The sequence below is a fragment of the Paenibacillus sp. IHBB 10380 genome (assembly GCF_000949425.1).
GTDB lineage: Bacteria > Bacillota > Bacilli > Paenibacillales > Paenibacillaceae > Paenibacillus_AQ.
Map to the genome: position 1 here is coordinate 4,816,058 of NZ_CP010976.1, position 21,692 is coordinate 4,837,749.

Below are 21,692 nucleotides of genomic sequence, written 5' to 3' on the forward strand. Positions count from 1 at the left end.
TTCTAACAATTTACATTAATTTCAAGTAGAGGAAAACCAGGCAAGGACGTCATGTGGCGTAACAAGCTTAAACGTATCAGGGATAGCGAGGCGAAAAGCGATGATCGAACTAGCCTTAACGGTGAGCAGATAGGACTTGAGTTTTGACCATAACTGCTCGAAAAAGACTAAATATTTCGTACCTCATACTCAAAGGGTTCTTCACACGAGTAAATCTCATGGAAAAATCCCTTATACGGGATATCGTCTTCCAGGCATTTTATGAGATACGACAGCTCCCCTTCACACTCAGTCTCTTCACTATCGTTCTGCATATCCTCAAAATAACCTAAAATATTTTCCATGAGGGTTACTTTGATAAATAAGGGCAACTTATCCAACATCGAATCTTCGATTCTGGTCTCAGATCTGTATCCCGCGAGGACTGTATTAAAATAATCCTCCATAAACTTTTTTCGTTTGCCGTCGTCTGGTTCGAATTGTATCCAGCCTACTCCGTGTGTCCAGAGATCTGCTAGGTCATACATATACCAACCGAAACATGAATTATCGAAATCGTATACGGTTATTTGCCCGGTATCAAAATCTATCGAATAATTCCCATCGTTGTAATCAAAATGAATCATACCGAAAGTCTCCTGATTCTTGTCCAATCCTTTTAAAGTATTAAGGATCTCTACCAGCTTTTCCTTAAGCAGGGATAAGGAGTCGGGGATCAGTTTATCGATATATTCAGCATTAAATTTATCAAAAAAACTATACCGACGATGGACAGGTGTATATCCTTTCGATATTTGGTGCAGTTTCCCCAGGACTTTACCGCAATTATAATAATATTCGGAAATCGGAGCGTCTTCACGGTACCGATAATTATTTTCTACAAGCATTTTGCCCTTAGCCTTTTCAAATAGGCAGACAAAAAAAGTGTGGTTATTGTGGGTGATCTCCTCCAGCAGATTCCCATTCCTAGAGCTGACTACATCGGAGACACTTCCTCCATGCTCGAATAAATACCTGATATACTCAACTTCTCCCAGAAAATCTTCCCGGCTCCTGTCATGTAAGAAAGCGATTCTGAGTATTTTAGCGCCCTCGCCCTCTTTCTCACAGGTATAAACGACATTCCGCCCTCCATCATGTGCCGGAATCCGCTGGATTTCATAGCCTTCTAATCCGAACAACTCTGATACTGCTGTAAGTAAATAGGTATCTCCGATTGCAACAACTTCGTTATAATTTATAACTACCTCTCCTTTTCGTACAAACATCTATTTATGATTACGATACAAATAGAACATACCACAATGGCGGCATGCCCAATGGACTTTTTTGATCATTTTAATCGTACTTCACTCTGATTGGCGCAAACCATTCCATTTGACAATATTGGCCATCGTATGCATCTATGTCGATTTTTTCGAAGAAGAATTCGTTATCCAGAAGCACATATCTCCCGTTGTGCTCCTTGGCAAGCCTATCGATGGCAGTATACAGCGCTTCTGCGCGTAGTTCGCTAATCTCCTCGTAATGATGGTTCCCAATATAGCGAAAGCCGACACACAAGGAAGCAGGGACGGTGTCGCCTGTAAAGCCATCAGGAATATCGTTCAGATCCTTTACGCGCATAGACGGTAGATAGTACGTCCAACTAAGCGATGGATTAGGTGTTCTCGTTAGACCGTAATAGATATTGGGTTCTACTGGACTCGGCACTTTATGCCGCTTGTTCCACCAAAACTGTTTGGCAGCTTCGGGTGCTTCTGTCGGTGCTTCAGCGATCTCAATTCGATGGATACACCCGATTAAATGAAAGGATGGAATCATGACCATATTCGGCCCGTACACCAAATTTCCACAAACATCGTTGTTTGGAAACAGATGTAGAGGAGGTGTTACGTGAATGTTTCTGCCGGATTCTCTGCATTCGCCAGGCGTAAGCCCATACTCGCGTTTAAACGCGCGGATGTAAGTTTGTTCATGTTCATAACCACATTCGATTGCAATGTCGAGGATCCGCTTCTCGGTTTGCATCAAATTCTCCAAGCTGACGGCTAGCTTTCGAGAGCGGATATAGCTTTGCAGCGGCACGCCGAAAGCGAACTTAAAAAGTCGTCGCAAATGAACTAAGGATATCGGGAGATCGGCCAAATATTCCGACTCGCTCGTATCAGAAACATTTTCTTCTATTCGTGATAGGAGCTCAGATAGTAACTTGTATGGTTCTATAACCTATGTCACCCTCCTAGGATCTTTTTGTTCCTTATAGTACAAATTCTGTGGGTTACACAATTAAAGTATAATGGAGATTTACGGCCAAATTGGGCTTTGGTTACATTAATTCGCGTTCAATAGCTATAAAAGCATCCCGCCTATGTTTATTGAAAACATATCGTGTTTCCTCGCCCCCGAACGTTCGTCTTCTGTACCCATTTCGACTAACGTCCTATACATAATGTCTTTTATCAATTCTTAATGGATCACATAATTGCTACTTGTAAAATCATACCACAATATGGAAAACATTGTCGTTTCTTGCATATAAAAAAAAGCCCCTAAGTCACTTTAAGGGCTAGAATTTCTTATAAGTCATCGATCTTACAGGCCTCAGACCCTCTTACACCCCAATCTTCCGCCGTCACTTATGATACGGCTCACCGTAACATCTCTGAGGCAAAATTTTATCCATCATGAATTTCCCTTATAAAATTGATGATCATATACAATGTAGAGGTCACCTTATTTGGCTCTTTTAAATTCGCTGTTATGCCTGTATTAACTTATAGTAATAAGATATCATAGTTTAAAGAATCTATGGGAGTACAAGGAGGATGGAATTGTATACAATCGGACAAGTAGCTAAATTTCTAGGGATATCCAGAGATACATTAAAATTTTATGAGGAAAAGGAATTAGTAAAGCCTAAACAAGATGATACAAATGGATATAGAAAATATAATCATTTTGATATATATGATGTTGTAACCATAAATTTTTATAGAGAAATTGATATTGAAATCAAGAAGATTCAAGATATTAGAAGAAGCAAGAGTATAGAGGAGCTAGAATTACTTTTAGAGGAGAAAGAACAACAAGTACTGGAGGAAATTGAATATAAAAATTTACTTTTAAAACGTATTCAACTCATTAAATCGGATTGTCAAAAAGTAAAGCAATATCTAGGGAAATATATGATAAAAGAAATGAACCCTTTGAAAGTGAAAGGTGAAATAACAGATTTAGCAGCTCATGATGAATATGATATTCTACAAAACAATCCAGGCAATTTAAAGCAGGCAGTCACATTAACAGGTTTAAGAAGAGTAATAAAATTTAATGAAGAAGGTATCATAGGTGATAGATTTATAGTTGTACATAAAGTAGAGGACATTAATGAGGATATAGAGGGTGAAGTTCTTACTTATCCCAAGTGTATTTATACCATTATTGAAGACGGTAGATGGTCAACTAATGGAAAAAATATAGATGATCAAGTCGAAGAGAACTTAAGAAGAGTAGCCATAGAAAATAGTTATGAACTATTGGGATTGGTTTTTATTAATATGATCATTACTACTTATGAAGATGGACTTGAACGTGTGTTTTTGGAAATTTATGCTCCTATAAAATAGTACAATAATGTATTGACCTGAGTGTTACCCCCAGGTTTAAGCTGAAGATATTAGTAAATACATGCTGTATTGTATTTGCTAAATACTTAGTTTGAAGTGGGGATTATTGATGAAACGAAAAAAAACCTTAAAGAGACCAATAGTAAGCTTTATTCTATTAACCAATATCATTTTTTGGCCACTCTTTTTGCTCGTTGGAGCAGCAAGTATGTTAGTATTTCCTTCAGTGATATTTGATATTCTATTCTGTATATCCTCTTGGTCGTCAACCTTTGCCTTTTTCATTTTATTTAAAAGAATTTATCCGGAACAGCGTTTTATAGAATTCGTAAAAGATAAATTCAAGAATAAACTCAAGTTATCTGTGGCTATTATAGCCATTATGATCCAAGTTTTAATATTTGGAGTTATCGTGTTTATTGTATCATCTAATACGAGTGGAGCAGGGTCAATTTATACAATTTCTTCTTTTGGAATGCTGATATACTTCTTTTTTAGGAATTTATTGTCAGGACCATTAGGAGAAGAATTAGGCTGGAGAGGCTTTGCTCAAAATGAGCTTCAAAAGAAGTATTCACCTTTAAAAGCTTCTATAATAATAGGATTCTGGTGGGGAATGTGGCATCTACCAATATGGTTTACTACAGGGTTGATGGGCATTGAATTAATAAAGTATATTGTGTTTTTTATGATTTCAATTATAGCAACAAAGATTATGATGACAGCATTTTATAACTTGAATCAGAATTTAGTCATTCCAATCATAATCCATCAATTCTTTAATTTTTTTATTGGTATCATAAATGGAAACGTAATTGATTTGATCATGTATAGCGCAATTTTATATTGTATAGTAGCGGTTATACTAATAGTTATAAATCCGAAGAAAGTACTATATGAATAATGAAAGTATAAATCTCATTTGCAGTAGTTATGGTGTGCCTTGCCTAAATAGCAGCAAATTTTATAGACTCAATTTAAAAATCAGTGCTTAATTATATCTTGTCTTTTTTAATCCGTGTGCAATTTTCTGTTCTTCACGACGAATTTCATCCACAGCTTCATAACGTGCAACTTATCAAATGTGATTTGTGCCTGCGGGAAAATTTCCTCGCCAGTTCCCATGGAGATTTAAGAGCCATTGCTACTTCAAACATTTTAAACATCCAGTTACTATCATTTGTATTAATCCACATGTTACACCCTACCGCCCTATTATTTTTATTGATAGCAGTATGGTCAGAAATCTACCGTTCTAGAGCTTGCCGATTAATGTGGCGAAGAAGCATAATTTTTCGCCTCATTTATGGTACGGCTCACCCCGGTTAATCTTCACCGCCCGATACACCTGCTCCGTCAGCACCAGCCGCATCAGCTGATGCGGCAACGTCATGCGCCCGAAGCTGAGCTTCCGCTGGGCGCGACGCAGTACTGCATCGGAGAGCCCGTGGCTTCCTCCGATCACGAACACGACATGACTCGTCCCATAGGTGCCGAGCTTGTTGATCTCTGCGGCCAGCTCTTCCGAACTCCATAGCTGGCCCCCGATAGCGAGCGCAACGACATGCGCCTCGCTCTTAATATGCGCGAGGATGCGTTCGCCCTCGCGATCCTTAACCTGTGACACCTCTGCTTCGCTCAAGGTGTCGGGTGCCTTCTCATCCGCTACCTCCACCATCTGGAACTTGATGTAAGGAGTAAGCCGCTTGGCATATTCCTGAATGCCCAACACTAAATATTTCTCTTTCAATTTGCCGACACCAATAATCTGAATGAACATCTCAACTAACCTCCACCTTATTTATGTATGCCTTCTACGATAAACCCTCACGGTTATTTAATTCATTTACATCAATTCATCAATTCATCAATTCATTAATTCATTAATTCATGTACTTTATTTAATTCCTATAATCTATTGATTCTACTTATCTTTCTTTTACCTTTTCATTATCCTTATTCCTGTCCTTGAAGCTCTCTCCCGCTCTCCTCTACAAATACAAAAAGGGCGCAAAAACACGCCCCTCCCTAATTTCAACTATTCTGCTTTTCTATTCTAGACGACCAAATATTGTGCGGACTGCTCGCATTCACGGCATTTCACTGGTGGATCCCAATCGGAGAATTCCGTTTCCTTCAGATCTACAATATCAGGCGCATCCTCAAATTCATCGACGAACATATCAATCGCAAGTTCTACATGATCTTTACATACCACATACATGAATGAAAGCATCCTTTCTGATTTACACTCTGCTGTAAATACATAAAATGAACTAAAGACGAACCCCCTATGCTAAATTTTCGCTAGAATCTATAGCATTTGGAGGGTGTAAACTTTAGTTCAATTTATATACATAAATATACCTCTATCTTCTCAGGTTCACAACCAGTACCTGCGGTGTATATGTACCTTCCTACTCGTTCCTGACCCGCAAAAGTAACCAACTTAGTTGAACCATCAACTTTAGACACGTATTTACGCCACTTAGACTTCAATGTAGAACAGCTTACTTACATGCTTGCTATCCTACTTCACGTCCTCAAGCTCAGGCTTATCCTTCAACAATACTTTAGCGGTCTTCAGTTCGCCCTCACGATAGTAAGTAATCGTCAGTTCATCGCCAACCTTCGTCTCATTATAGAGGAACTTCTTTAACTCGAGTGTCTTGTTAATCGCCTTACCATTAAACTGCGTAATGACATCATTCAGTTTCATGCCTGCATCCAGCGCAGGGCCAACCACATCTAGAACGAGAACGCCATCCTTCACATCACTAGGTAACTTCAGTTCCTTACGTTGATCTGCATCGATAGGAGAGAAGGAATTATTCAAATCTACCGTATATACGCCAAGGTAGGAACGAGATATTTTACCATTCTCCATCAGATCCCCGGCCGTCTTCATCACTTGATCCATTGGAATAGCGAAACTTAATCCTTCTACACCAGTATCCGATATTTTCATCGTATTAATACCAATGACTTTACCGTTTAGATCAACCAACGCGCCACCACTATTACCTTCGTTAATGGCAGCATCGGTCTGAATGACCTTTTGTTCCCAATCATAAACACCATCTTGGTTCAGAGACACAGGAATCATACGATTCGTGTAACTGATAATCCCAGAGGTTAGCGTATCGCCAAGCCCAAGTGGGTTCCCAATAGCAATAACCGTCTCGCCCAGGCGTAATTTATCTGAATCACCCATCTCGGCTATCACTTTAATATTCTTGTCATCTATAGACAATACTGCGATATCATTAACGGGATCTGTACCGATCAACTTGGCTTTACGCTTCTCACCATCAACGGTTATCACTTCCAGCTCTTCAGCTTCATTAATGACGTGATGGTTCGTAATGATATAAGCAAGACCGTTCTCTTGTTTATAAATAACTCCTGACCCGACGCCAGATTCATCTAACGTTAGGACATCCTTCTTATGATCCTTATAATTAACGATACTCACCACAGCAGGACGAACCTTCGCCGCCGCCTGAATAAGTCGTTCGAAAGGATCTCCTTCAATCTGCTTGATTGGAGCAGCACTCACGGTAGCTGAATCCTTCGGTGAAGTGGGTAACCCTGTAATCAGACTGATTAATAGAACTGTCATAAACGCACTAACAACCGAACTAATCAAGGAAATCTGCAAAGTGGACAGACCTAGACGACGACGGGGGCGGGGCCAACTTATAGATCTTCTTCTTACTTTGGCATTTTCTTTTTTTGGTCTCGATACTTTGGTCGAGTAAAACTCATCATCAAACAAGCCCATCGTGATCCTCTCCCCCTAGTTGTCACGCACCAAGAACCTGGGCCGTTACAACCTATACTACTTTAAACTACGAAACATCCCAAAAGGTTGCACTGTAAGCTCCTTTTATTTTACATCACCACAAATACGCCGGTCTAAGCTCCAAAAGACCTCTTTCTCAAAAATATTATTGGAAAATAGGTCCAAAGGTACATTTTATTTCAGATTCAATAAATTTTGTATGATTAAAGGAATGTTTTTGAACAAAATCGACTACACTAACAATATAACTCTTGATGAAAAAAATTTCATAGATTCATATCGGTCATTTTATTGTATCATACGTGACTCTACGGACATAATTTTTTATCCAAGAGATCAATGGTTGATGTTGGAAGTGCTGTCACGAATTGAAGGAGGGTTTTAGAACGATGGAACAATCTAATTTATCTATGGACATGGTGTCGATGATTGCCAAGCTGGCAGATTTAAAGGATGAGCATTACCGCAACACCCTCGCCATCAGCACAATGCTCGAACTGTTAGTAGACAAGGGTGTCTTCACCCGTGAAGAAATGGAAAAGAAAGCAGCTGAGCTTGATCAATTTATGGCTTACTCACCTTATCCCATGGCGTAGGGCGATCATAATAGGTGTCACACAACTGGAAATCCGTTTCTTTATAGAAACATCCACGTTCTTCCATGGCATCCCGCACGGTCATTTTGGCTAAATCCATCATATTGTGGTCTCGGCTTAAATGGGCTAAATATGTTCGTTTGGTGCCTCCGGTCAGCAGTTCGCTCATCGCTTCACCCGAAGCCTCATTCGAGAGGTGACCCATATCGCCGAGAATACGACGCTTCGTATTCCATGGGTAGCGTCCCATGCGCAACAACTCGATATCATGGTTCGCTTCCAATACCAATACGTCTGCATCAGAGATGGCCCGCTTCACTTTATCACTCACATACCCTAGATCGGTAGCTACACTAAGCTTCTCTTCTCCATCATAGAAATTGTAACCGACGGGATCAGCAGCATCATGTGAGATCCCGAAAGATTCAACTTGAAGTGTACCGAAATCCATCGCTTCACCACTATCCATCACGATCCGATTCTCTTCGGCAATTTTCCCTATCGATTTATTCATAGCATCCCATGTCTTCTCATTGGCATAGATCGGCAGATTATATTTACGTGCTACCGGTCCCAATCCTTTGATGTGATCCGAATGCTCGTGAGTGACTAAGATACCATCAATATCGCTTCCTACTAGATCTCGTTCATGAAGTAGCTCATCAATACGCTTCGCACTGAATCCTGCATCAATCAAGAGCGTCTTATCTCCGTTCGTAACTACTGTTGCATTCCCTGTTGACCCACTCGACAACACGGTAAAAGATATCCCCATGAATCTCTACTCCTTTACTTTCTCGGTCTTAGGACTAATAACATCCCCGCTAATGCCTTGCACATAGTACACTCCGTTCTCTAGCGTGAAACGCCATGCAGGAGCTGCGACCTGATTCTCCGAATTAAACATCTCTCCATAATAACCTAGCTTTATATCCTTCACCACCGAATTCGGTGGAATATAATTGTTATCGACCAAAGTCCCTAACGCGTCTGCCGCAGGTAGTACCTTCTGCTGTTCCTCTTCATTTGAAGAATTAATTTCAATAAGGGATAGTTGATAGGAATTAATCTTCTGATCACTATACATTAAATTCAATTTCGTCTGATCATTGAAAAGAGGCCATTTGCCCTCAACAAGAGGGTGAAGCACGAAGACCCCATCTTCTCTAGACGTAGGGTCGAATTGATAGTCCTTAATTTGAGGAATTTGATTGGCCAGTGCCTTCACTAACTCGTTGCCAATAAAGACTAGCTTGCTGTCAATTGGTTGCTCTAACACGACAGGATCGCTGGTGCTATCCCCCGTAAGGTAGTGATAAGTAATCTTAGGAAGCACAGGCGTAACGTTCGGAATTAATGATAAGAGCTGAATATTCTTCTCCTTCATCATCTTTTGAGTGTTGGCGCCTAATGAAGTAAAGTCTAGATTGGCGTTCGCCTGCTCGCGCACATCTATCCATAACTGGTAGCCCAGTACAAGATTAAGCAACAAGAACGCGTATATAAGTACATTTTTGGCTCGTCCCCAATCCATCCCTATTCCTCCTTCACTAAGTACATCTATTTATAGAAGTTGTTCAAAAAGCAATCTATTGATCACGAAGTAACTCGACTTTTTGAATACGCATTTACTGTAATCCGCCCTCTTCATGCTCAACTCTAAGTTAAGCTGCGACAAATGAAATCCTTCCTACTCCAGTACAGTCACTGTACCGTTCTGTAACTTCACTGCCCACACCGGAGTAAGCTGCATACCTTTCTTCGTCAACGACGGCTGATAGGCCGGATAGAGATCCACGATAGCAGATATAATCTCCTCATTCTTAAGCTTAGCCTTCAGATCATCCCCGCCCGGTAATTTCTTCATTTTCTTGCTTACGCTGCCAGGTTTACTGTAGATTAGTGATCGCTGATATGCGGACACGGTACCCTGCTGTAGGTTCAGAGTCATGACACCATACTTAAATTGTGGTGTATCAAGAACGGGATATGCACCATAATACTGCTGGAACACAACGCCATTCTCCTCCTCCCCACTACCAACCACGCTTAACCTATACTCGCCGTTCCACCCACCATGCTGGTTCACGAAATCAACTGCGGCCAGTACATCTGTATCCGCACTACTCTCGCCGGCAGGAAGCGCTGCAGGGTCTGTATAGCTCATCCATTTTTGCTCCTGTCTAACCTGTAAACTTCGCTTACTATCCGTATATATTTCCGATCCATCCTTCTCTCGAATGTTACGAGTTATACTTGGATCAAAGAATAGACTCCGATGCATTTGCTCCGTAGTATACACGCCGATCTCAAATTCAACCTCCATCACATCTATATCCACCTCTGGAATATAGTAGGAACCTTTAGTAGAAGTATAAGCCGTCCACTGTTTACCGAAATCAACATGTTGCTGGACATCTTGTGCCGTGAGATCCGCTTTACCTGCCTCATAGACGACACCACCTTCTGTGCTAAAGAACAGTGCGTGCGCCTTCGACTCATTCTTAACATTATAAATCCAGATGCGATTAATTTGCTCCGCTTGGAACAATGCGTCTGGCTGAATCTGCATCACCCGTTCTAATAGAGTTACGGGTACTCCCGATGCAAAGGTTAATTCAATGCCATCGTTCTGAGAGCGTAATTCATTGATATCGATATTTTGTATAGAGCGACGTTGAAAACTATCAAAGCTCCGCGCCTGTAATCGTGAGAAAATCAAATTATAGAAAGTGGAGTGAGGGTAGAAGATAGTATGCTTATTCCCACCCATATGAATAATCATTCTGTCTGGATAAATAAGATTCTCCGCTCGTTCCTCAGGTCCCATATCATCCGTCTTAATATAATTCGTTGCTGATTTGGCTATAGAATCACTTCCAGGGAGGCGGTACATTAAGAAATAGCTCTGAATGAGACTACTCGTTACCAGTAACACTAACAACGCGGTCTTAAGTTTCTCCTTCATATCGTCTCCCCTCCTTCTTCTTGCAGAGGCAGTGTAAAGGTGATCTTCGACCCTTGTCCGAACTCCGATTGAAGAGCTATTGTGCCACCATGGGCACTAACAATTTCCCGGGCAATGGACAACCCAAGTCCTGTGCCTCCCATGTTACGTGAACGGGCCTTGTCCACTCTATAAAAACGGTCAAAAATCTGTCCTAAGTCTTTCTTAGGGATTCCTATCCCTGTATCCTGAACAGAGATCGCAATCATATGATTGTCTGTTAATCTAGCATCTAGCGTTATCTTCCCACCCTCAGGTGTATATTTAAGTGAATTGGATACGAGGTTATCCAACACTTGGTCAATCTGATCGCGATCAAGCCATGCACTCTGGATTTTCTCTTCCACTGTAATTTCTGATTGAATATTCTTCTGCTGCATTTGAAAAGAGAACCGATCACTCACATCCTCTAGCATCTCGAACATATCCGTCATCTGCTTACGTAAGAAGGATTCCTTATTATCCAATCTTGATAAATGAAGGAGATCTGTAACAAGGCGAATCATTCGCTCTGTCTCATTCTGAATAACACCCACGAACTTTGGTGCTAACTGTGGGTCCTCTAATGCACCATCATCAAGCGCTTCTGTATAACTTTTAATTGTCGTCAGCGGTGTTCTTAATTCATGAGATACATTGGCGACGAACTCTCGGCGAGAAGCCTCTAATTTCTCTTGTTCTGTCACATCTTGCAGTACAGCAATGGTGCCAGTAATACCGAACTCCCTCCGATAAATAGGCATGAACGTTACACGCACCATATACGGAGCGTTCGTTTCCTCAGGACTAATCTCAAGTAACGTAGTACTAATGGTTCCCTCGGTAAATGCCTGTGACTGCTCTAGATCAAGCCCAAGCAATAACGTAATGTCTCGAGTGACTACTGACGCCTCGTCAAGATTTAGCATCTCTCCAGCACGACGGTTCACCAGAATAATATGTCCCGCCTCATCGGTTGCAATGACACCGTCACTCATATTGCTGAGGATTGAGGCTAGTTTCTCTTTCTCTTCTTCATTCTGCAGCAACGCTTCTTGTAGTCGACTTGTCATATAGTTAAAGGCTTCACTCAACTGTCCAATCTCATCTTTACCGAATATCGGCATCTTCTGATCGAAGCTTCCTTCCGCTACCGCTTTAGCATGACGAGTTAACTCTATGATTGGCTGCGTAATAGTATGCGCTAGAATAACGCCTAATACCGCCGTTAATCCTAGCGCTATTAATATCCCTGATATGAATATATTATTAACGCGCCCCATCGTGTCATGTAGCTCACCCATGGAGGCAACGATATATATGGCTCCTACAATTTTGCCATTGCTGATAACAGGCTTAGCAACGACACGCTTACGTTCATTATCTTCATCTATCATATACTCTTCATTATCACTAATACCTTGAAGTGCACGACTAACCACCGTCTGCGTATTCTTGCGTCCTATATAATTATCATGCGCAGAGAGAGAGGTGATCATTACCTTACCATTAGCATCGAGTACCTGAATCTCCACTCCACTTAAATTAAATAGATTATTAACGATAATTGCTAGGCTTTCAACCGAATTCTTCCCGGCGTCGAATTCGCCTCCCAATTTGTCCGCAGCCATGACTGAGAGCAGTTCTGCCTGTTCTTGCAGATCTTTGGTAAAATTGCTGGTTAGTGAATTTTTCATAGTACTCACGAAATAGACGCCAATCAGCTGCATGGCGATTAGAATCAGCAGCATATATACGATAATAAGCTTTGCCTGAATCGTGCGGAAAAAGGAGGCCATTTTCATTACAGCCCTCCGTTTTTAGGACTGCGCATGACATAGCCGAGCCCCCTACGGGTAAGAATATATTCGGGTTTGCTTGGATTCTCCTCTATTTTCTCACGAAGTCTACGAATGGTTACGTCTACCGTGCGTACATCTCCGAAATACTCAAATCCCCATACGGCCTGAAGTAAATGCTCACGCGTCATCACTTTTCCTGCATGCTTTACAAGATAAAATAGAAGTTCATACTCACGATGCGTCAGATCTAGCGGTTCCCCATTCTTAAACACTAAATACATGTCCGTATCAATGAACAAGTCAAAATGCTTTACCCCTTGCTTCTCTTCATCCGCTGCTAATGCCTCGGACGAAATAGCAGGCTTCATCTGCCGCCGCATATGTGCTTTCACTCGTGCTAACAACTCACGTGTACTGAATGGCTTGGTCACATAATCATCCGCACCTAGCTCTAGGCCTAGAACTTTATCGATCTCCCCATCTTTAGCTGTCAACATAATAATAGGCATTTGTAAATGTGCAGCCCGCACTTCCCGGCATACATCCATCCCATCTTTACCTGGCAACATCAGATCCAACAATATGAGATCCGGCTTCTTTGTCAAAGCCAACTCAACAGCACTAATGCCATCCAAGGCACAAATGACATCGTAGCCTTCTTTTTCTAAGTTAAATTTCAGAATATCGGCAATAGGTTGTTCATCGTCCACGACCAGAATGGTTCCCTGCATGACATCATCCCACCTTATATTTCAAGACATAAGTCTTATACTCTCTTTTATTATTTTAACACACCTGAGAGGCAGCCACACCCTACCTATGACACCCCTACTAGTCAAACCGCAAAGAGAGCAATACCTCCCTTGCAAGGTATCGCTCTCTTTGAAATGAATAATATAGATTGTCTCTATGCTAAATAAATTATCTTTATTCTAAATACTTCATTGGGTTCTGGGCGACGTTATTCTTGAGAATTTCAAAATGAAGATGTGTCCCTGTTGAGCGACCTGTATTGCCCATAATGCCAATACCTTTCCCTTGATCAACAGCTTCACCTTGATTAACAGTAATTCTACTGAGATGCCCATATAGCGTCGTGTAACCATTACTATGATTAATGATCACTGCATTACCATAGCCACTTATAGTGCCTGTAAAGGTTACAATGCCGCTATCTGAGGCCATTATCGTACGGTTTCCTGATACGACATCAATTCCCTTGTGCGTTTTACCCCAACGGGAGCCGTATGTGCTCGTAATGGTTGCGCTGTTCACCGGCCAAGCAAATTGCCCTGACCCTTGACCTATAATCTTTGTTCCTTGCAACACAACCTCAGTTAGTGATTCGTTAATCACTTCTTGACCCAGCCACTGTTCATTGACCACTTGCCCATTCTCTTTCGTCACGAGATACTCCATTACTTTAAGACCCTCTCGTCCTGAACGGACAACCTTCGTTTTACCTGCAGGAAGATCTGAGCTTTTACGAATCTCCACTTTAGGTTCTGTCACAACCTCTTCAGATATTTGTTCTACCGTAGTTACTGTTAATGGAGATTTAGGAATTGTTAGCTTCAACGAATCACCAATTTGAAGATATTTTTCCTTGATCTCTGGATTATTAAGATACAACTCCTTCTCAGTCACCGAATAACGCTTAGCGATGGAGCTTATTGTATCTCCCTCAGCAACTGTATACAGCACTGGAGCCTCTTCTCCCTTGACTAGAAGCTTCGCCACATCCTCTGCACTTAACACTTTGTTAGGGTCTACCTTAGCAGGAGTGGAATCGATCCTTTCACCAATCTTAACCGATTGAACAGAAGATTCTGGCGCAACGGATGCCTCCACAGCAGCGCCCCTGCTTGACGAGTAGGACATTTTCTTCACGTTCAGTTGGCTCTTGGCTACTACGGGCAAGTATTCCTGCTTCACCTGCTTCAATACCTCATCTACCGCCTTTTGATCCCTAAGAATGGCAACCACTTTACCATCCACCTTCATCTCAACACCTTTAGCATAAGCCTTCAGCATGCCGTCTATCTTTTGAAGGGTCGCCGAACTATCCACCTCTTCCAGAAAAGCAACATCTTCTTGCGTAGTAATTCCTTCCGTTTGTAATACCATTTCTACATCAGGATACTTACTTTGATATTCTTCTCTCTTCTGGTTAAATAATTGTTCAAGTTGCTCCTTATCCTTAATCTTGCCGATTTCCTGATCTTGAACATACACCTTATAATAAGGAACCTTGTTAGCATTAATGTACTCATTACCCGCAAATATAAGACCTGTAGTAATAACCACTCCTGATGCCAACATCGTGAGCCATCTTCTACCCTTAGGGGATGAACCGTCATCCTTGCCTTCTTCTAGTTTAATAGGCTCGCTACTGGATTCCAACTTGTCCTTTGTTTTTCGAAACATTTGCATACCTTTGAACACGTTCATACTTCTCTCCTTTTGTAAGCCCAATCGCTACTACGTTCGTAACTGATATCACCTTGTCGGATGAATTATAATCCTCAAAAGGTTTCAAAACTTTAACCTTTTCAACTATTATTTACTTTAACACATGCTTAAAGCGTTATTCAAGCTTACCCCAATGCCAAAAAAACCCGCTCACAATGCAGGTTTTCGCATTTCCCCTGAATCTGGACAACTTATATTAATGACAAATATGTGATAACTGTTTTATCTTATGATTTCAGTAGTGCCATTAGTTTGTCATACTCCTCTTGACTTAAGTACTGGGATAGCGTCTTTTCTATGCTAATAAGCTCTTGTTCCGTTAGACCATTCTCCATGGCGCTAGATATATTTTGTACTTCTTTTTGAGGGAGTTTAGTCATTAATATGTTAAATATTTCTTCTTTCTCGCTTGCAGGTAAATTGTCCTTTTTGCGCACGACATCATCAGGCGTCACGATAACCAATTGATCTTTCCCTGGCTGATCTACCTTATTCTGATCTGTTGATTCTGTCGTCTCTGATTGATTCTGACCCATCACAGGAAGTGCATCCACCGGCGCCTTCTCTCCAGCCTCTTCAGAATCAGAATCCCCCTTACTTTTTGTCCCTTGCATCTTGTTGTCATCCTTATTAACAGTAGCTTTCTCAACTTTCAGGTCCGTGTCGGTATCGGTATTGATATTCTTCGTCTCGGTATTCATTCCGAGCATTCCTTGCAACATACCACCCCATGTAAATGTCTGTCCCTCAAGTTCAATATTAAATTTGGCTAATATCGATTCAAGATACGTATTCACTACCATTCCCGTCGTGAACACCGTCAAGGCACTAACGAGTGTAACCGTTAAGGCTATCTTCAACAGCCATTGCATGAATTTCATGTGTCACATCCCCCTTTACTTCCATTCTGGTGTTTCTCTATGACAGTATTGACCATATGGAAGGGTTTCAATCCCAAATAAGGGACAATCCATCCGCGTAGCGGTCATTTATCAATCCATATATTTTTCAAGCACTGATTTTGGTGTTGAACCAAAAAACACAAAAAAGCCTGCCCACCGCTACATAGCGGCAGACAGGCTTATGATATGGATCTCAATCCATTATGATTTGTAAATAGGTAATACTTGGTTCGTCTGATCACGATTACGTCCAACGGAGAAGATAGCAATTGGAATACCTGTCAATTCAGATACACGTTGTACATAATTACGCGTATTCTCAGGTAAATCTGCCAATGTCTTAGCTCCTGTAATATCTTCACTCCATCCTGGCATCTCTTCATAGACTGCTTCACATTCTGCCAACATCTTGAGACTAGCTGGGTAATACTGAATCACTTCATCACGATATTTATATCCAGTACAGATCTTCACAGTATCCAGTCCAGATAGAACATCTAGCGAGTTGAGAGACAATCCAGTGATACCACTAACCCGGCGAGCGTGACGTACCACTACGCTATCGAACCAACCTACACGACGAGCACGACCTGTAACGGTACCATACTCAAATCCTTTTTCACGAATATAATGACCTACTTCATTATCAAGTTCAGTAGGAAATGGACCATCTCCCACACGAGTGGTGTAAGACTTAGCAACACCAATAACTTGCTCTATCTTAGATGGACCTACTCCAGAACCGATACATACCCCACCAGCAGAAGGATTAGAAGAAGTCACGAAAGGATATGTACCTTGATCGATATCAAGCATCACACCTTGTGCTCCTTCAAACAATACCTTACGATCTTCATCAATAGCTTCGTTTAACACGACCGATGTATCCGTTACATAAGGTCTAACAAACTCCGCATATTCCAGGTATTGCTTCAAGATTTCTTCTACATCTAGTGGTTCAGCCCCATACACTTGCTCAAGCATATGATTCTTTTCTTTCATCATTTGACGGAGGCGCAATTCGAATTCTTCTGGATCAAGTAGATCTGAGATTCGAATACCATTACGCGCTGCTTTATCCATATAACAAGGGCCGATTCCCTTACGCGTTGTACCAATCTTATTCGGTCCTTTGCGATCTTCTTCCAATGCATCAAGAAGCATATGGTAGGGCATAATGACATGTGCGCGATCACTAATGACCAAATTATTTGTTGTGAATCCATTATCATGAATGTAGGTAATTTCCTCAATAAGTGCAGCCGGGTTAATCACCATTCCGTTACCGATAACGCAGATCTTATCATCATAAAACACACCTGATGGGATAAGACTGAGTTTATATTTTTTACCGTCAATCAGAATGGTATGGCCAGCGTTGTTGCCGCCTTGATACCGGGCAACCACATCAGCGCTCTCCGCGAGAAAGTCCGTGATTTTGCCTTTGCCTTCGTCTCCCCATTGTGTTCCCACAACGACTACTGTTGACATGTTCATTCCCCTTTGGGTGTTATACACCTTGTTTTAATTACTCTGTTAGCATATCCATTCACTGTACTAAAGCAGCAATATCAGTTTAACAGCCCCAATTTTCAAAGTCAAATAAAAAACGAACAATCACACATCGAAATGTGCAATTGTTCGGAATTAGATTATCGTTTCCCCAGCATCATGGTTTTTGCACAACATTAACCTGCAAATGGATCTGAGTGAGCTCGTTCATAATTAACGAATTTATTGAAATTCTTAAGAAATACAAGCTCAACCGTTCCTACTGGACCGTTCCGCTGTTTAGCAATAATAATCTCAATAATATTCTTTTTCTCTGTATCCGCATTATAGTAATCATCACGGTATAAGAATGAGACAATATCAGCATCTTGCTCGATAGAACCAGACTCCCGCAAATCACTCATCATGGGGCGCTTGTCCTGCCGTTGCTCAACACCCCGGCTTAGCTGGGATAACGCCACTACTGGCACTTCAAGCTCACGTGCAATCTGCTTCAAAGTACGGGAAATTTCAGATACTTCCTGCTGACGATTCTCTCCAGCTTTACCACGACCATGAATAAGCTGTAAATAATCGATAACAATCATGCCAAGGCCCTTCTCTTTCTGAAGACGACGACATTTCGCACGGATATCCGCTACCGTTATACCCGGTGTATCATCGATATAAATCTCTGCCTCTGACAGAGAGGAGATTCCCATGGTTAGCTTGGCCCAATCGTCATCCTTAAATTCACCCGTACGCATCACATTTGCATCCAAGTTAGCCTCCGCACAGATCATCCGTTGCACAAGTTGAGGTGCAGACATTTCCAGACTGAAAATAGCTACGGTTTCCTTAGCACGCACAGCGACATTCTGAGCAATGTTCAAAGCAAATGCCGTTTTACCTACAGAAGGTCTGGCAGCTACAATAATAAGGTCATTACGCTGGAATCCATTGGTCATCTTATCAAGATCAACGAATCCTGTTGGAATACCGGAGGTGCCACCTTTGTTCTCATGTAGCATTTCTACCCGTTCAAACACATCCATGAGTACATCACGAATCCACACAAATCCGCTTCCGCTACGTCGATTGGAGATTTCCAAGATACGGCGTTCTGCATCCCCTAACATGCCGGAGACGTCTTCTCCTCCCGTATACCCTTCACTCACAATCTGCGTTGCTGTACGGATCAAGCGCCGCAGCATCGATTTCTCTTCAATAATCTGCGCATAATAATCGACGTTCGCTGCCGTTGGAACAGCATGAGCTAACCTTGCTAAGTAACTTACGCCGCCGATATCCTCAAGCTGTCCACGGTCCTGGAGCAAGGAGGTCAGCGTAATTAAATCTATCGGTTGATTCTGCTCTCCGAGGTCAATCATAGCTTCATAAATCAATTGATGCGGCTTATCATAGAAATCCTCGGTCTGCACCCGCTCCATTGCCGTGATCATAGCTTCACTTTGTAGTAATATAGCGCCAATTACAGCTTGTTCTGCCTCTAAGTTTTGTGGGGGAATCCGATCAAAAAACAGCTCGCCACCCATCTTATCCCTCCGCTACTTGAACCTTCAACGTTGCTTTTACTTCTGGGTGCAACTTCACAGGTACCTGAGTTACGCCTAAATTCCGAATCGGATCACCTAGCTCAATCTTACGTTTATCAATCTTCACGCCAAGCCCCGCCAATGTTTCAGCGATCTGTTTACTCGTAATAGCTCCGAACAAGCGTCCGCCTTCACCAGATTTAGCATTAAGAACGATGTTCATGCCCTCTAGTTTCTTACCCAGCGCCTCAGCTTCTTCCTTCTCCTGATCCTTACGCTTCTGCTCAGCTACAGTCTGATTCTCAAGCGTCTTCATGTTTCCGTCTGTTGCCGATCTTGCTAATCCACGAGGAAATAAGAAATTCGCTGCAAATCCTTCTGATACTTCTTTAACTTGCCCCTTTTTACCTTGGCCCTTAACATCTTTTATAAAAATGACTTTCATTCGAATAACCCTTCTTTCTCTTCAATTTGCGTCAACACTTCCTCAAGCTTTGCTGCCGCTTCATTTACAGTACTCTTAAGCTGAACAGCTGCATTCGTCAAATGACCACCGCCGCCGAGCTTCTCCATCACGACTTGCACATTCATTCGCCCTAAAGAACGGGCACTAATTCCAATCATACCATCTGGACGTTCGCTAATCACAAAGGAAGCCACGACATCCGTCATACTAAGCAATGTATCTGCTACCTGTGCAATGAGCAGCTGAGATATGACCGTCCCAGGCTCTGTTACAGCTAATGCAATGTGATTATGCACCATCTTAGCTTTCTTAATAATCTCTGCCTTAGCTAGATACTCATGAAGGTCTTCCTTCAGCATTCGTTGAATCATCGCAGTATCCGCACCTCCACGACGTAGGAACCCTGCTGCTTCGAAGGTTCTAGATCCTGTATGAAGCGCGAAATGTTTCGTATCTACAATAATCCCCGCTAATAACATCGTAGCTTCCAGCGGACTTAGCAGTATTTTCTCATGTATATATTGTAACAGCTCCGTTACGAGTTCGCTGGCAGATGAAGCATAAGGCTCCATGTAGACAAGTACGGCATCGTTAATAAATTCTTCCCCGCGGCGATGATGGTCTACGACAACAATCCTAGATGCATTATGCACTAGACGAGGCTCCATCGTCATCGATGCTTTGTGTGTATCCACAACGACGAGCAGACTGTTCTGGGTGAGCATTTGCAAGGCTTGTTCCGGTGTTATAAAACGCTGCATAAGCTTCTCGTCTTTGGCGACCTGTTCCATCATTCGCTCAATAGAAGGGTTGTTGCCCGAAAGTACGATATAAGAATCGACGTTATACATTTGAGCCGCCTTAAGCACCCCTATTGAAGCACCAATGGCATCCATGTCAGGCATCTTGTGTCCCATAATAAATACTTTATCGCTCTCTTGCATTAGATCCCGCAATGCATGTGCAATGACCCTAGCACGAACTCGTGTCCGCTTCTCTACTGCGCTGGATTTGCCGCCATAGAAGGATAACCGCTGACCCGCCTTCACTGCTGCCTGATCACCGCCACGCCCCAGTGACATATCTAGACTGGATTGCGCCAACTCTCCAAGCTCCGTAATGCTGTTTGAACCGAAGGCCATACCAATACTAAGTGTCATCGGCACTTTCAGATCCGCAGTCATTTCTCGTACCTCATCTAAGATGACGAACCGACTCTTCTCTAATTCCTGAAGCGATCTATAATGGAGCACCATAAGATAACGATCGGAAGAAAGTCTCCGTAAGTATATCTTATACGTTTTGGCCCAATTTGTAATCTCACTGGCAACTTTTGCAATCACTGCTGTGCGTTGTTGATCATCCATTCCTTGAGCCGCTTCATCTAGGTTATCAATCATAATAATCCCTAATGCAAGCTTCTCTTCGTCATACCTTGACCTTAACACCACAAGCTCCGTAATGTCATATAAATAAATCAGACGTTCATCCGGAATCATAATCAACTGAAAGTGTCGATCCTCATATTGAATCTCCGTTTGAACTTGGTATTCTTTATGTGTGTTTTCCTTGACTCCCTCCTTCTTGTCACCAAAGGTCGCCGGAATTTGTGGGAAAATCTCCTGCAATGTCATCCCAGTCAACGACTTGCGCGTAAATATATCACCTACATAACGATTGTGCCATTCTACAGTTCGATCCTCACTGTAAAGTACAATACCGAAAGGTAGCATGCTCATCGCTTCACCTTCCACCCTTTTAATCCGGTATGAAAGGCCGTTAATATATTCTAGCAAGTCTTTGCGAAACGTCATTTCCATCTTGAGTATGAAGTAGCAAAGCGTTCCTACGATACACATGAAGACGATACCTAGTGGCCAGTTGTACCACGAGACACAAATGACAAGTAGCAAAAGAAGCATAAATGCCCATACGGTATAGTAGCCGTGCCAGCGTTTCTGTAGAAATTTAGGCATGAACGTATCAT

19 protein-coding genes are annotated in these 21,692 nt (G+C 42.0%); 3 read left to right on the top strand and 16 right to left on the bottom strand.

Annotated elements, in window-relative coordinates:
* Window positions 1-167: 167 nt before the first annotated feature.
* Window positions 168-1,268, bottom strand: a complete 1,101-nt coding sequence (locus UB51_RS21835; protein ID WP_082063223.1) for a phosphotransferase enzyme family protein — start codon at window positions 1,266-1,268, stop codon at window positions 168-170.
* A 70-nt stretch (window positions 1,269-1,338) separates the two neighbouring features.
* On the bottom strand, window positions 1,339-2,148 hold the full coding sequence (locus tag UB51_RS21840) for a helix-turn-helix domain-containing protein (protein ID WP_267884714.1): 810 nt from the start codon (window positions 2,146-2,148) through the stop codon (window positions 1,339-1,341).
* A 686-nt stretch (window positions 2,149-2,834) separates the two neighbouring features.
* On the opposite strand from UB51_RS21840, the gene UB51_RS21845 reads away from it, so the two are divergent.
* Window positions 2,835-3,629, top strand: a complete 795-nt coding sequence (locus UB51_RS21845; protein ID WP_044880361.1) for a MerR family transcriptional regulator — start codon at window positions 2,835-2,837, stop codon at window positions 3,627-3,629.
* A gap of 109 nt (window positions 3,630-3,738) precedes the next feature.
* Window positions 3,739-4,533, top strand: a complete 795-nt coding sequence (locus UB51_RS21850; RefSeq protein WP_044879114.1) for a CPBP family intramembrane glutamic endopeptidase — start codon at window positions 3,739-3,741, stop codon at window positions 4,531-4,533.
* Between the two features lie 396 nt (window positions 4,534-4,929).
* Here UB51_RS21850 and rlmH read toward each other — a convergent pair whose 3' ends face one another.
* From rlmH to UB51_RS21860, 3 genes are all read right to left on the bottom strand, one after another.
* Window positions 4,930-5,409, bottom strand: a complete 480-nt coding sequence (rlmH, locus tag UB51_RS21855) for a 23S rRNA (pseudouridine(1915)-N(3))-methyltransferase RlmH (protein ID WP_044879115.1) — start codon at window positions 5,407-5,409, stop codon at window positions 4,930-4,932.
* Between the two features lie 276 nt (window positions 5,410-5,685).
* A complete protein-coding gene (locus UB51_RS27395) occupies window positions 5,686-5,853 on the bottom strand; it encodes a CxxH/CxxC protein (protein ID WP_082063225.1) in 168 nt (55 codons plus the stop codon).
* Window positions 5,854-6,159: 306 nt separating this feature from the next.
* Entirely contained in the window at window positions 6,160-7,413 is a 1,254-nt protein-coding gene (locus UB51_RS21860; RefSeq protein WP_044879116.1) for a S1C family serine protease, read from the bottom strand.
* 410 nt (window positions 7,414-7,823) lie between these two features.
* Between UB51_RS21860 and UB51_RS21865 the strand changes: the two genes are divergently transcribed.
* The gene (locus tag UB51_RS21865) at window positions 7,824-8,030 is read left to right on the top strand and encodes a hypothetical protein (protein WP_044879117.1); all 207 of its coding nucleotides are present in this window, start codon (window positions 7,824-7,826) and stop codon (window positions 8,028-8,030) included.
* Here the strand turns inward: UB51_RS21865 and UB51_RS21870 are convergent.
* The 11 genes from UB51_RS21870 to UB51_RS21920 all read right to left on the bottom strand — a co-directional run bounded on the left by UB51_RS21870 (window position 7,999) and on the right by UB51_RS21920 (window position 21,681).
* Window positions 7,999-8,805, bottom strand: a complete 807-nt coding sequence (locus UB51_RS21870; RefSeq protein ID WP_044879118.1) for an MBL fold metallo-hydrolase — start codon at window positions 8,803-8,805, stop codon at window positions 7,999-8,001. The genes UB51_RS21865 and UB51_RS21870 overlap by 32 nt on opposite strands.
* 6 nt (window positions 8,806-8,811) lie before the next feature.
* Window positions 8,812-9,564, bottom strand: a complete 753-nt coding sequence (gene yycI, locus UB51_RS21875) for a two-component system regulatory protein YycI (protein WP_044879119.1) — start codon at window positions 9,562-9,564, stop codon at window positions 8,812-8,814.
* A 156-nt stretch (window positions 9,565-9,720) separates the two neighbouring features.
* Complete coding sequence (locus tag UB51_RS21880; RefSeq protein WP_044879120.1) at window positions 9,721-10,998, bottom strand: YycH family regulatory protein; 1,278 nt, start codon at window positions 10,996-10,998, stop codon at window positions 9,721-9,723.
* Window positions 10,995-12,821 carry a cell wall metabolism sensor histidine kinase WalK gene (gene walK / locus UB51_RS21885; protein ID WP_044879121.1) on the bottom strand — a complete coding sequence of 609 codons (1,827 nt, stop codon included), beginning with the start codon at window positions 12,819-12,821 and terminating at the stop codon, window positions 10,995-10,997. The genes UB51_RS21880 and walK overlap by 4 nt, the downstream gene beginning before the upstream one ends.
* Window positions 12,821-13,549 (bottom strand): response regulator YycF, encoded by a 729-nt coding sequence (yycF, locus tag UB51_RS21890; RefSeq protein WP_044879122.1) that lies wholly within the window; start codon window positions 13,547-13,549, stop codon window positions 12,821-12,823. The genes walK and yycF overlap by 1 nt, the downstream gene beginning before the upstream one ends.
* 196 nt (window positions 13,550-13,745) lie before the next feature.
* Complete coding sequence (locus tag UB51_RS21895) at window positions 13,746-15,269, bottom strand: M23 family metallopeptidase (RefSeq protein WP_044879123.1); 1,524 nt, start codon at window positions 15,267-15,269, stop codon at window positions 13,746-13,748.
* Window positions 15,270-15,517: 248 nt separating this feature from the next.
* A complete protein-coding gene (locus tag UB51_RS21900; RefSeq protein WP_044879124.1) occupies window positions 15,518-16,171 on the bottom strand; it encodes a hypothetical protein in 654 nt (217 codons plus the stop codon).
* Between the two features lie 222 nt (window positions 16,172-16,393).
* Complete coding sequence (locus tag UB51_RS21905; RefSeq protein WP_044879125.1) at window positions 16,394-17,683, bottom strand: adenylosuccinate synthase; 1,290 nt, start codon at window positions 17,681-17,683, stop codon at window positions 16,394-16,396.
* A gap of 197 nt (window positions 17,684-17,880) precedes the next feature.
* The gene (gene dnaB / locus UB51_RS21910) at window positions 17,881-19,239 is read right to left on the bottom strand and encodes a replicative DNA helicase (RefSeq protein WP_044879126.1); all 1,359 of its coding nucleotides are present in this window, start codon (window positions 19,237-19,239) and stop codon (window positions 17,881-17,883) included.
* Window position 19,240: 1 nt separating this feature from the next.
* Window positions 19,241-19,684: a 50S ribosomal protein L9 gene (gene rplI, locus UB51_RS21915; protein WP_044879127.1), complete on the bottom strand. Its 444-nt coding sequence runs from the start codon at window positions 19,682-19,684 to the stop codon at window positions 19,241-19,243.
* The gene (locus tag UB51_RS21920; RefSeq protein WP_044879128.1) at window positions 19,681-21,681 is read right to left on the bottom strand and encodes a DHH family phosphoesterase; all 2,001 of its coding nucleotides are present in this window, start codon (window positions 21,679-21,681) and stop codon (window positions 19,681-19,683) included. Before UB51_RS21920 ends, rplI begins: the two co-directional genes overlap by 4 nt.
* Window positions 21,682-21,692 lie beyond the last annotated feature (11 nt).